The sequence below is a fragment of the Leptospira congkakensis genome (genome assembly GCF_004770265.1).
Taxonomy (GTDB): Bacteria; Spirochaetota; Leptospiria; order Leptospirales; family Leptospiraceae; genus Leptospira_A; species Leptospira_A congkakensis.
Genome location: NZ_RQGQ01000004.1, coordinates 87,929 through 99,926 on the forward strand (window position 1 = coordinate 87,929; position 11,998 = coordinate 99,926).

Consider the following 11,998-nt stretch of genomic DNA (forward strand, 5'->3'; position numbering starts at 1 on the left):
GAATTCATTAAAGAATGAATGTGAATCTCCGAGGGGTAGTTAGTAAAAAACTCTACAATCGTTAGGTTGTTACTTGGATTGTAAAAAGTAAAGTCCAAGGGCTGCGGCCATATGAGGGTGATGGATGGTTCCATCGAGTAACAATTGTTTTACTTCTTCTGGTTTTTTCAAAACAATCTCAATGTCTTCACCTTCATCAAATTCTACATCGTGAATCAAGTCCACATCGTAAGCCACATAGGAATAAGACCAGTTGGTAAACATAGCTGGGTTTCCGGAAAACTTAGAAAGTAATTTGTATTTTTGAATCTCTGTGGCGTATCCAGTCTCTTCCCTGAGTTCTCGAATTGCGGATTCTAGTTCGGAACCCGGTCCTTCCTCATCAACAATCCCTCCTGGAATTTCCAAACTTTCTTCACCGATTCCATGCCTGTATTGTTTGATGAGCAAAATATCACCAGACTTAGTGACGGGAACTACGTTGACCCAATTTTTGGATTTTAAAACATAATATGTTTTTTCTTTTTCGGATCTCGGAAGTTGGATATCAAAACTGGCAAGCGTATAAATAGGAGTAGGGAATAGGTCTTTCCAGTTTTTTCGTTCTTTCAATTTGTTTTTCCTTCGTACAAGGGATATCCTAATCCAAAGAATTGTATAGAGATTTTCACACTTTTTTAAAAATATCAAAATCTTACTCTTGAAGGATGAAAGGGATCGAGAATACTATCTCTATATGAAATTATATGGTAGCATCACTTCTCCTTATGTAAGACGAATTCGTTTTCTTTGTTTGGAACTCGGAATTCCATTTACCATTGTGGATACAATGACAGAAGCCGGCCAAAAAGAATTACGGGAAAAAAATCCTCTTTGGAAAATCCCTTATGCGGAGATCGACGATGTAAAAATTTGGGATAGCCATACCATCACTGACTATATTCTTGAAACCAAAGGATCCGGCAACTTCCGACCTAAAAATGGTTCCCACCATTACCGAGAGGCAAATTTACTCACTGCCATTGACCAAGCCCTAGACAATGGAATCCTCTTATTTTATTTGAATAAAGAAGGGATCAAACCAGATGCTGCCCCTTATCTCACTAAAAATGCTCTCAGAATCAGTTCTATTTTAGATTATGTCAAACGCGAGTTAAACGGTCATTTTTTCTTTACCGATGGAAAAACGGGACTTTCGGAAATGGCACTTTATACGGCCCTTGATTGGATCCGATTTCGTTCGGTTTTACCGGTGGAAGAAGATCCTGTTTTTGCTAGTTTTTTAAACTTTCACGGCCAAAACAAATCTTGGAAGGAAACCGCTCCTAAGTAATAAAGAACAGCCGTTTTTCACTCGACCGGATCGGATTTGCTTGGATTATGTCCCTTACCGGTCTCCCTATGAAATTGAATACGGCACAAATGGAAGCAGTCTCCACCATCCAAGGACCTCTTTTGGTCTTCGCTGGCGCAGGGTCTGGAAAAACAAGGGTCATCACCAACCGGATTGCACATATGGTAGAAGGGGTAAAAATCCCTGCGGGCAAAATTGTTGCCCTTTCCTTTACCAACAAAAGTGCGAAAGAGATGGCCGAACGCCTTCGTAAGATGGTCCCTAGAGAAAAATTAAAAGGGATCACTCTTTCCACCTTTCATTCGTTAGGTTTAAAGATTTTAAAAGAACATATTACCAAACTTGGCTATAACGAAACCTTTTTGTTATTCAATGGAACCGACCAGGAAGCCTTTGTTTCTGACCTATTAAAATCCAAACGACTGGATCCTAAAAAAGTTCCTCCCAAAGAAATCCTTCGTCGTATATCTTATGCGAAAAATACACAAGTTCATCCGAGAGACAATGGTCAAACAGGTGAGTTTGATCTCATCGCAGCTGAAGTTTTTTCAATGTATGAAGATGGACTTAAAGAAAAAAATGCCATCGACTTTGATGATTTGATTTTACTTCCCAAACGTTTGTTAGCTGAGTTTCCTGAAATTGCAGCATACTATCAGAGAAAACATGAATATTATCTTGTGGATGAATTCCAAGATACAAACCAACTCCAATACGAGTTTTTATCTTTATTTCGAGGCAAAAGTGATAACCTTTGTGTGGTAGGTGATGATGACCAAAGTATCTATGCCTTTCGTGGTTCCAATGTCCAACTCATCCTCAACTTCGAAAGAGAATTCCCTCACGCCAAAGTAGTGAGGCTTCTCGAAAACTATCGTTCCACTTCTCTCATCATCCAAGCGGCCAACTCTCTCATCCAAAACAATAAAGGTCGTAAGGAAAAAACTTTATACAGTCGGATTCCGTCTGCAGAACGAGTGGAATACTATGAAACCGCAGATGAAAGGGAAGAAGCCATCTTTGTCGCAGGAAGGATCCAAACCTTACTCATCAAAAATGAATTTAAGGGAAAAGAAATTGCCATCTTATTTCGCACCAATTTCCAATCCCGTCCCTTTGAAGAAGAACTCCGAAATCGGAGCATTCCCTACAAAGTAGTGGGTGGTTATAATTTCTTTGATCGAAAAGAAATCAGGGATTGTATTTCATACTTACGTTACGTGGCAAATCCTAAGGATGATTATTCACTACTTCGAATCATCAACTACCCGAAACGTGGGATTGGTCCTGGCACCATGCAAAAGCTCCAAGAGGAAGCCTTTACCCACAAACTTTCTCTTTATGAAATCTTTCATAAAATGATTGAGAGTCCCGACTATTTGCCCGAAGTTAAAGCTAAGGTCAGACAAGAAATCTACCAATTTGTAGAAATGGTAGATGCCTTTAAGAAGAAGTTTGCGATGTCACCGAAACTGGCACCCATCCTTCGGGAAATGATCACTCAAATCGGTTTTGAGCGGGAAATCTCCCTGGAAGAGACCGAAGAGAAGGTGGTCAAAGCCCGGATCTACAATTTGAGTGAACTTGTGAATATGTTGTCCTTTTTTGAAGAAGAAGAGGGCCGTGAGGGCAAAGCGACAATTTTCGACTTTTTACAGAGGCTTGTCCTCCTGATGGAAGACGAGCCCAAAGAGGACGAGGAAGACCGCCGGGTGCAGCTTTTGACCATGCACCAGTCCAAAGGGCTAGAATACGATTTAGTTTTTTTAGTAGGCCTAGAAGAGGGAATTTTACCGAACTCACGTGTTATAGAAGAAGAAGGGGAAGTGGTCGATGAAGAACGACGCCTTCTCTACGTGGGTATGACTCGCCCAAGGCGAAAATTGTACTTGACTTCGGCTCGTACAAGACGCAAATTTGGGGAGCAAATCGAGAGTGCCCCCTCTCGGTTTTTAAATGAGCTGTCTCAGGACGCTGTTCTTTTTTTCCCGATGGAAACGAAGGATAGAGACACAGAAACTAAGAATTTCTTAGAGGAATTAGACAAACTAAAGGTAGGCTAATGAAATCGATTCTCCCACTAACCCTCATTTTAGCGATGGTTGTGGTATTTGAAAATTGTGCATCAAATCAAGGAAACCAAAGAACAGGAGTTTCCAAAGTCAATACAGGGTCTCATTTGGCCCAAATCGAATCCATCGATGCTGATCTCAAATCCTCTACACTATCTGACGAATCCCGAGACAAATTAGTGATCCGAAAAGGAAAACTTTTATTAGATCTAGGAAAATACGATGAAACTATTTCGACACTCAACCAAGTGAACCAGGCAAAGTCCAACCCGGTACAACTTTCTGAGTGGAATCTCGCAATGGGGAAAGCCTATGTGGGTAAAAACGAGTATGCGAAAGCCATTCAATTTCTAAACCAATCGGAACGATTGGATAAAAACACCAACCTTATGGAACGTAAAAAACTAGTGGTGCAGTCTCTAGTAGCGGAACGGGAATATTACCCGGCCCTTGCAACACTAACGAAAACGTATACCAAAGGAAATCAAAAGAAAGACGAATTCTATTATGAAACAGCGGCAAAAACTTACTTAAAAATGGGTTTCGAATACAAAAATACCGGTTTTTATCAAAAAGGTTTGTTGGTTGCTAACTTAGGTCTGGAAGAATTTCCAAACAATGAAACTTTGAAGTCCATTCAAAAAGAATGTTTGGACGTGTTGCAGCCGGAGGGCAAACTCTAAGTTCTTTTGGAACGGATCTTCTCCTTTGAAAGCCTATACCAGTATAGGTTATCCCTTCTAAACTTAATGAATAGAATCCGTGAAAACAAACGGGTTCTATTTTCATTTTTGGCATTAGGATTTATTTTTTTCTGTTTTACCTTATTGTACTATGGTCTCGAATATTACCTTCGTAATTACCGTATTCCGTTAGTGCAACTTAGGAAAGTGGTTTCCTTTACCATCAATAAGGAACTAGGAAAGGCTGTGGACATTGGTGTCCTAGACTTTTCCCTCAGAGAGGGTCTTATCATCGAAGACCTTGTGGTTTCTAATGAAGAAGACTTTTCATTTAACGACCATATGTTGAAGGTAAAAAAAGTCACCTTCCGGTTATCGAGTTATTTTAAAGATTCCCCAACAGTGGAACAAATTGATTTTTATAGTCCCCACTTGGTTTTAAATGAAAACGTAAGTTTGCGAAACCAACTGATCGAATATGCACAGAAAAACAAATTAAAAGACATTCGTTTTCACGATGCAAGGTTAACTGTCAAACAGAACGATTCTACTTTGGTGGATTGGAAAGAAGGTTGGGACATTGTAATGAAACGAAAGAGTAAAAAATTATATCTTTCGTATAACAATGGTTGGTTTTGGATTCCCAATACAACAAGAATCAAAGGGGAGGGAGTGTTTTCTGAAAACCAATTGGATGAATTCCAATTTGAGTTTCAATGGAAAAACTATCCATCCGAAGAAGCCATCATCTTAACAAATTATTTATTTGGCTCCAATGTACATTCTGCTGTTCTTTCAGGAGAAGGAAAAGTGGTTCGTGATCCGGTTTCCGGGTTCACTGCCAGCGGAGATGTAGAATTTGAAAACTCTCTTATCCCTGTTCCTTTTTTTGAGAATTTTATACTCGATGGATTTCGCTTCCGAGAAGTATTTTTATTCACGGAAAACAAAGAAGAAAGAGAATTTTTAGGAACAGATTTTCGAATCAAAACTTCAGTAAAAACAGAAATGGCCAAAGAACCAATTCTCGATCGCCATTTCGAATTCCAAATTCAGTCCTTAGAAGGAATCACGGAAAGGATTTCCGATGTATCTGGAAACTTTATCCTTCCTTTGACGGGAACCTTAAATGGAAATTTGGATCTCACCGAAACAGGAGACAGAAACAAATGGTTCCAATTACGCGGCGAACTTATTGGTTCTGACATTGAATGGGATTCGAAACTTTTACAACTGGAAGATGGTTCTTTTTCTTTGAAGTTTACTGAAGGAAATGAATGGAATTTGAATTTTGATTCTTTGTTATTTGGCAAACCGTCGCATCTATCCGGTGGCGGAGTGAATGTTTGGGGAAGGTCTAAAAAAACAGATGGATCTTTTTATTATCCACTAAATTCCAAAACGAAACTTAATTTCAAAAGTCCTGACTTTACTGCTAACGATTGGAAGCCATTATATGAAGATTGGAAGTTAGAAACCTTAGAGGAAATCAAAGAAAGGCAGGAAAAATTAATTTCAGAAGAATACTTTTATCAAACCAAAGTTTATAAATATTTTTTAGAAGCCATGAATTTGGACTTAGGAATTTCTATTGGAAACTATTTTCCTTATAGTGGATCCAAATCTCTTGGGGAATCAAAAGGAAATCTCCAGGTCAAAGATGGCCGAATGAATTTTAATTTGGCGTTGGGAAATACAGGTTCGAAAGTTACTATGATTTCTTATTTTGCCAGTAAAACTCCAAACTTTGGTTTTAGTTTGTTGTTAAATGAATATCCTTGGTCCGATCCTTGGATGCAATTCTGTGGTGCAGAGTTGAAACCTTCTCAAGTGAGTTTGGATTATAGTTTTAATAGTATGGGAAGCGATTATTATACCTTACATAAAGATGCGAGAACCTCTTACTTTTTGAAACTGTTTGGAGTGAGTTTTCAGGATGCCGATTTAATTTCAAAATTAGATATGGATCTGACTCCCTTCAAAAAACCCTTTCAAATGGAATTTGATTTGAGTCGGTATTCTGATATGGATTATATTTCTAATTTAGTTGTTTCTAGTGAATCTTTGGACCTGAAAGGATATGGAAATAATAAAAATGGAAACTATGGTTTTACAACCTATGGTCTCGTAGGAGAATCCAGAGGAACTTTTAGTTTTTCAGAGGAGGAAAATAAATGCGTAATCAAATAGTTTCTATTAGTTTTATTTTTCTATTATTATTTTCTATCAGTTGTACGGAGAAAAAAAATCCTGCAGACGTTGCTCCTGAAGTATCTAAGTTACCAGCTTTTGGTGGGGAATGGTTTTTAGAGTGGGAAAATAAAACACACGTGGTTTATCTCCAACCGGAAGAAAACAAGGTCCTTTGGAATGGAGGCGATGGTTTTAGTTTGGAATTGGATTCTGTAGGAATTCGTCTGAGAGCAAGCGATGAAGAAAATATCAAAGGTTATTTTTTATATTCTGATCTGAAACCCAAGTCCTGGATTGGTACTTGGGAAAACCGAGTTGTTAGGCTAATTCGAAAGGCTTCGAAGGAGTGATTGGATTTCCTTTGCTGCTTTTTTAGAAGCGTTGCTTGTTCCTAGTTCTCTTTCTTTCGCATCCCTTAAAATCCCTTTCATTTTGTTTCGAAGTTTTGCATTGGAAAGAATCTTCCATGCTTCTTGAAAAATATATTTAGGTTGGCATTCGTTCTGAGTGATTTCCCGACAAACTTCCTCACCTGAAAGAATATTGGCAAGGCCAATGAATTTCGAACGCATGAGTAAGGATCCAAGGAAGTAAGTAAACAAACTCACCTTATAAAGGATCACCATTGGTGTTTCAAAATAAAGTCCTTCTAGAGTGGCAGTTCCTGAAGCAATCAGGAGGAGATCACTTGTTTCCATCACTCGAAGGGATGCATTCCATAAATAATGGATTTTGATGTCCGGATGGATTTGTTTTAAGGCTTCTATTTTTTCTAAGATAAAAGGTTCTTCTTTTGTATTGATGTTCGGAAGAAGGAATACGATTTTCTTTTTTTCTAATTTGCTCTGTTCATGGAGGAGGGCAGCAGTTCCGAGGATGGGATCAATGAGTCTTCGAATTTCACCTTTTCTGGAGCCAGGGAGTAGACCTACTGTATACCCGTGGTGGGAGTCCGGAAGTTTTTCCGTGATCACCGGTTCCTTTTTTAATTTTTCAGGAATCCTTTTGGTGATGGGATGACCCACAAATTTTGCATTCACACCATATTCTGTATAAATCTCTTCTTCAAATCGAAAGAGAGTGAGCATGAGTGCAATTTGTTCTTTGATAAAATAAATTCGGTTGAATTTCCAGGCCCAAATTTGCGGTGAAACATAAAAAACAGTGGGGATACCACGAAGTTTTAATTCCTTCGCCAAACGTAAGTTAAATCCTGGGTAATCAATTAAAATGGCAAGTTTGGTTGGTCTACGATTGGTTTCCTCTAAAACGCGATAAAAAATCTTTTTTAAGAAACTATATTTTTTTAAGGCTTCGGAAAATCCTATCACACTGAGTTGTTCTAACTCTTCCATGGAATCAAGTCCAAATCCAATCATCCCTTCACCGCCAATTCCATAGAATTTGTATTCTGGTTCGAGGATGGCCAATTCTTGCAAAAGATCAGCACCAAGTAAATCACCGGAATGTTCTCCGGCAATGACTAGGATGTTTTTGTCTGATTCATGATTATGGGATTTTTTTTTGGTTACCATTGAGAACCTTACTTCCGCTTTTTCCTATGACACAAAAATTTAATTTATGTTTGGTGGCAAATTCTATCGCATTTTTCGGATCTACTATCAAAGTTTCACCTTCTCGAATACAAAGTGTTTTACAACCACTTTCGAGCATCATTTGGAAGGTATGAATTCCGATGGTGGGTAAGTCAAAACGATCATCTTGTTTGGCTTTGGGGCTTTTACAAACAACGGCATCCCCTTTCTTTTTGGTATACAATCCACCACGTTTGATGGTTTCATCCGTTCCTTCTACCGCTTCCACTGCAATTACGGATTCATCACAGACCACTACCATTTGCCCAATGTCTAAATCCGCCATTTTCTCTGCATAAAACATCCCAAAGTCTATATCTTTCAATTCTTGGGATTTGAATTTTTTGGGTGTGTACCTTCCTTCAGGAAGCAGCAAGGATTTTAAGTATAACTTTTGGGAGATGACTTTGACACCCATGGCTTCGAATTCATCAGCGATGGCAAGAAAGATGGGGTAGTCATTTCGATTGATGGTACGGGCAAGGATTGCCAAAGCTTTCAGATCAAATTTGAGTTTTTGGAAAAGTAGGTCTTTACGAACTTTTCCAAGCATTAAAATCCGAGTGATTTTTTCTTTTTGAATGGTTTTTAAAATTTTACCGACCTGAGTGATATGTACTGGGATCGTGCGTGCACTATGTTCTCTCGGAGAAAAATCAGATTCAATGAGTCCCAGAAATAGGGGATCCTCACCGGCAGCAAGTGCTTCCAACATTCCAATATGGGGTAGTTCCCCACCACCAGCAATGATCGCTAATCGGCCTTTAGGTGCCAAAGAATGACCTTAGGATTTTCCTGAATCGCTACTACCCGTAGCTGGGGCGGAATTGTCTTTTTTGTAATCGGTTACGTAGAAGCCAGTTCCTTTGAAGATAATGCCAGCGCTTGCGGAGATACGGCGTTCGACAGATCCATTTTTTCCACAGAGACACTCCGTAATGGCGTCATCTTTCATGGATTGAACGTGTTCAAAGTCTTTTCCGCATGTATTACAATGGTAATCGTAGGTAGCCATAAACTTTTCCCCTAATGGATTCCTGTTCTAATTTCAAAGAGTAACACTTGTTCCCGATTTGGTTCTTTTGTCAGCGGAAGACAAATTTCCCAGGAGTATCGACCTGATTGGAGAACCGATTCATCCAAGGATAAGGAACGAATGGACTGAATGAGTCCTGTGTTTCGCCTCCAGAGGCTAGCGTTCCATTTGTCCCCCTCGCGGGATTCAATGTGTAAGGACAGATTTTCTCTTCTTTTTTCGCCGTCGAGGACATATCGATTTTTATTTATCCAAATCGATTCCTGATCTAAGGAAATGGAATAGGCAAGGTGTTCTCGGTTGTCGTAATTCAAATGCAGTTCTAAAAAGGTAATAGGAACTTCGGAGTCTGTTGGGCTAAAAGAAAACTCAAAATAGTTTTTGTCACCGGAGAGTTTTTTACAAATTCTTTGGGTGCCCTTGGAGTTTTTTGCCTTCCCATAAATGGGAAATCCGGTTTCCCCCGAAACTCGGACGGATTCCCTCGAAATGTATTCACCAAAAAAAGTGGCGGGAATTTGGTTCCCATTCCAACCTTCGAAGTCGATTCGAATTTCGTTATCTACGGATTTAAATCGTTTTTCAAAATCACCAATATAGCTTGTGTTTGGTGACACGGCGGTTAAAAATCCAGAAAAGATCCAAGTGGATTTTTGTAAGTTGGGAAAGTAACATCGTTTCCAATGACCCACTTTCCCTGCAATGGTTTCGGAACCGGAGTCTTCTTCTAAACAAAAAGTTAATTCAGGTTCGCTGATTTTTCCAACTTCAGCATTTTCACGTCCCGGGCCACTTCGAAGATTTACATTTTTTCCTCGAACGACAGCTGTTTGGTGGAATAAAACTGTGTTTTGTGTGTTTGCCAAAAAATGTAAACTCTGGAGTAAAAATTCGGATTCAATTTCTCCAATTGGTTCAAAAGGAAAACTGAGTAGGTTTGCTAGAGAACGACTAAAACTTTCCTCCATCCCGCGAGGGTCTTCTAGGATGAGTAGGAGGAGAAGGTGAGTGACTTCACGTTTCGGAATTGGTTTGGATAAACTTCCAATTTTAGTGATGAGAGCCCTTTTGTATCCATCTCCATGTTTTTTCAAATGTGAAAGATATGGGTCTTCAATATGGTAATAGGTTCCTCTAGTTGTTTCCCATTCGATGAGTTTGGTTAAGGAACGTTTTTTGAAAAAAGAAATAAGATCTTTGGGTGAACCTTTTTCGTTTAGTTTTTTTTCTAACTGGGAAATGGTTTGGGATAGAATGGTAAGTTCTAATTCACTGGAAGGAATTTCGGTATCGGAGTAGAGTTTTAGAACTTTGAGGTACGCTTCTGATTGGTAGAGGTCATAGGCCTTGTCTTCCCTCTCACGAAAGTCAACAAAAGCATAGGTTATGATGACAATGAGTGAAAAAAGAAGACCAAATGCGAGAAATACACGGGAGCGGATCAAAAAGATTCTCCCGTTTTTAGATTAAAGATTTTCAGGCAGGAGTTTGGATCTTTCCACTCCGTATTCTTCAAATAAAGCATTCTTAGAAACATAATATCTGTGTAAATTGATGTTGTAATCTACTTTCGCACGAACCAGTGACAATTGGTCTTGCACATGAGTGTCTAAAGCATTTTTGACTGCCAGTGCATTGAATCTTCCTTGTTGGAAGGAACGTAAAACACCGTTATAATATTTTTTAGATTCTTCTTCTGTGCGTTTTGCATTTTCCATCACTTGGAAAGATGCTTTTAAAATATCGATTCTTGTTTTGACATCATCAGAAACTGCCTTTGTCAGGTCTGCTTCTTCCAAAGAAACTTGGCGTTTTTGGATTTCTGCATCACGAATTCCAGCCTTCACACCTTTGTCCATAATGGGGTAACTTAGGTCTAAAGATCCTTGCATCACAGGGTATTGGTAAGAAAAAACTCCCGCACCTTTGTCAGTATAATTGTTTTGAGGACTGATGGTATTTTGTGCTTGGTATCCATAAGTTCCTGCAGCTTTCAAAGAAGGAAGAGCTTCGTTTTTGGCAGTTTTCATGGAAAGTTCAGCATTTTCTTTTTTGCGAACAAGGGCTTTGAAATCGGCTCTATGTTTGTAAGCATAGTCGATATCTGATTGGTAATCCAATCTGGATGGAAGTGTTTCCGAAAGAGGAGTTGTTTTTTGGAAAACAGTATCTTCGGGAAGGTTCAAAGAACGAATGAGTTTTCTTCGTGCCTCTTCTTTTTCCGCAACGGCCTGAGCCATCTGACCTTCTACTTGAGAGAGAAGGGCATTCCACTGGTTGACTTCGAAACTTTCAGAAAGTCCGAGTCCTTGTTTGCGAATGGTTAGGTCGCGAACATTCTTTGTATTTTTTAAAAGTTGTTCGAAGGTTTGGTATCCAGATTCTTTTACAGAATAGTTCCAATAATCAACAAGAGTGGCGACCACTTTGTTTGCAACTTGGTCTTCCATTTGCTCTCGCATGATCTCTGTTTGGTTTTCTAGGATTTTTTCCATATTCCTTTCGTTGGCACCAAAAGCATTTTTTAGTAAATCCTGTGCAATCGTAACGGAAAGGGTATCTGTATATAAAGGCGGAAGGCCAAGAGCGGTAAATCCCGCAGGAGTTTTGTTTGGATCTTCAAAAGCGTTCGAGTCAAAACGTTGTGACTTTGCTTCTAATTTGAAGTAAGTTCCCGTTGTGAATAGTTTTTCGAGTCCAGCACTATAAGTGGTGGTTTGGGTTTTTGTTCCCGTAAAGATGTTGTTTTGGTTGAAAGGGAATTTTTTTTCATCCAATTCCGCTTTAGAAAGGGCACGCCAAGAATACTTTCCCTCAAACTTCATAAGGTTGGAGTCAGCTTTTGCCAATTCTAACCGAGCCTGCATGACCTCGCGGTTGTTTTCTATGGCATACTTGACTGCATCTTGTAAGCTAAGTGTAAATCCCTTATCTCCAGATTCCGCAGCCAGTAGGCCTACGGAAACGAGGAGAATCAATGTACTTGAAACCCATGAACGTTGTTCCATACTCTTAATTCAGACTCCTCATTCCCCTTGAATAGCTGTTTTTTTTTAAAGCCTACC

At 39.2% G+C, this 11,998-nt stretch carries 11 protein-coding genes; 5 read left to right on the plus strand and 6 right to left on the minus strand.

Annotated elements, in window-relative coordinates:
- Nucleotides 1–69: 69 nt before the first annotated feature.
- Nucleotides 70–612 (minus strand): NUDIX hydrolase, encoded by a 543-nt coding sequence (locus EHQ70_RS01390; protein ID WP_135583196.1) that lies wholly within the window; start codon nt 610–612, stop codon nt 70–72.
- A gap of 124 nt (nt 613–736) precedes the next feature.
- On the opposite strand from EHQ70_RS01390, the gene EHQ70_RS01395 reads away from it, so the two are divergent.
- The 5 genes from EHQ70_RS01395 to EHQ70_RS01415 all read left to right on the plus strand — a co-directional run bounded on the left by EHQ70_RS01395 (nt 737) and on the right by EHQ70_RS01415 (nt 6,652).
- Nucleotides 737–1,333, plus strand: a complete 597-nt coding sequence (locus tag EHQ70_RS01395; protein WP_135583197.1) for a glutathione S-transferase family protein — start codon at nt 737–739, stop codon at nt 1,331–1,333.
- 68 nt (nt 1,334–1,401) lie between these two features.
- Nucleotides 1,402–3,417, plus strand: a complete 2,016-nt coding sequence (locus EHQ70_RS01400; protein ID WP_208729498.1) for an ATP-dependent helicase — start codon at nt 1,402–1,404, stop codon at nt 3,415–3,417.
- A complete protein-coding gene (locus tag EHQ70_RS01405) occupies nt 3,417–4,109 on the plus strand; it encodes an LIC12587 family lipoprotein (protein ID WP_135583199.1) in 693 nt (230 codons plus the stop codon). Before EHQ70_RS01400 ends, EHQ70_RS01405 begins: the two co-directional genes overlap by 1 nt.
- Nucleotides 4,110–4,175: 66 nt before the next feature.
- Complete coding sequence (locus tag EHQ70_RS01410) at nt 4,176–6,299, plus strand: LIC_12586 family protein (protein ID WP_135583200.1); 2,124 nt, start codon at nt 4,176–4,178, stop codon at nt 6,297–6,299.
- Complete coding sequence (locus EHQ70_RS01415) at nt 6,284–6,652, plus strand: hypothetical protein (protein ID WP_135583201.1); 369 nt, start codon at nt 6,284–6,286, stop codon at nt 6,650–6,652. The genes EHQ70_RS01410 and EHQ70_RS01415 overlap by 16 nt, the downstream gene beginning before the upstream one ends.
- Here the strand turns inward: EHQ70_RS01415 and lpxB are convergent.
- The 5 genes from lpxB to EHQ70_RS01440 are packed head-to-tail and all read right to left on the minus strand — an operon-like array spanning nt 6,626 to nt 11,941.
- Complete coding sequence (gene lpxB, locus EHQ70_RS01420; RefSeq protein WP_135583202.1) at nt 6,626–7,837, minus strand: lipid-A-disaccharide synthase; 1,212 nt, start codon at nt 7,835–7,837, stop codon at nt 6,626–6,628. The genes EHQ70_RS01415 and lpxB overlap by 27 nt on opposite strands.
- On the minus strand, nt 7,812–8,672 hold the full coding sequence (locus EHQ70_RS01425; protein ID WP_135583203.1) for an LpxI family protein: 861 nt from the start codon (nt 8,670–8,672) through the stop codon (nt 7,812–7,814). The genes lpxB and EHQ70_RS01425 overlap by 26 nt, the downstream gene beginning before the upstream one ends.
- Before the next feature lie 9 nt (nt 8,673–8,681).
- The gene (locus EHQ70_RS01430; RefSeq protein WP_135583204.1) at nt 8,682–8,912 is read right to left on the minus strand and encodes an FmdB family zinc ribbon protein; all 231 of its coding nucleotides are present in this window, start codon (nt 8,910–8,912) and stop codon (nt 8,682–8,684) included.
- Between the two features lie 11 nt (nt 8,913–8,923).
- Nucleotides 8,924–10,378: an SH3 domain-containing protein gene (locus tag EHQ70_RS01435; RefSeq protein WP_135583205.1), complete on the minus strand. Its 1,455-nt coding sequence runs from the start codon at nt 10,376–10,378 to the stop codon at nt 8,924–8,926.
- A 21-nt stretch (nt 10,379–10,399) separates the two neighbouring features.
- Nucleotides 10,400–11,941 carry a TolC family protein gene (locus EHQ70_RS01440; RefSeq protein ID WP_135583206.1) on the minus strand — a complete coding sequence of 514 codons (1,542 nt, stop codon included), beginning with the start codon at nt 11,939–11,941 and terminating at the stop codon, nt 10,400–10,402.
- Between the last annotated feature and the right edge of the window lie 57 nt (nt 11,942–11,998).

Coding starts and splice junctions, on each gene's coding strand:
- EHQ70_RS01395 (WP_135583197.1), top strand. CDS start 737: ATGAAATTATATGGTAGCATCACTTCTCCTTATGTAAGACGAATTCGT.
- EHQ70_RS01400 (WP_208729498.1), top strand. CDS start 1,402: ATGAAATTGAATACGGCACAAATGGAAGCAGTCTCCACCATCCAAGGA.
- EHQ70_RS01440 (WP_135583206.1), bottom strand. CDS start 11,941: ATGGAACAACGTTCATGGGTTTCAAGTACATTGATTCTCCTCGTTTCC.
- EHQ70_RS01405 (WP_135583199.1), top strand. CDS start 3,417: ATGAAATCGATTCTCCCACTAACCCTCATTTTAGCGATGGTTGTGGTA.
- EHQ70_RS01430 (WP_135583204.1), bottom strand. CDS start 8,912: ATGGCTACCTACGATTACCATTGTAATACATGCGGAAAAGACTTTGAA.
- lpxB (WP_135583202.1), bottom strand. CDS start 7,837: ATGGTAACCAAAAAAAAATCCCATAATCATGAATCAGACAAAAACATC.
- EHQ70_RS01415 (WP_135583201.1), top strand. CDS start 6,284: ATGCGTAATCAAATAGTTTCTATTAGTTTTATTTTTCTATTATTATTT.
- EHQ70_RS01410 (WP_135583200.1), top strand. CDS start 4,176: ATGAATAGAATCCGTGAAAACAAACGGGTTCTATTTTCATTTTTGGCA.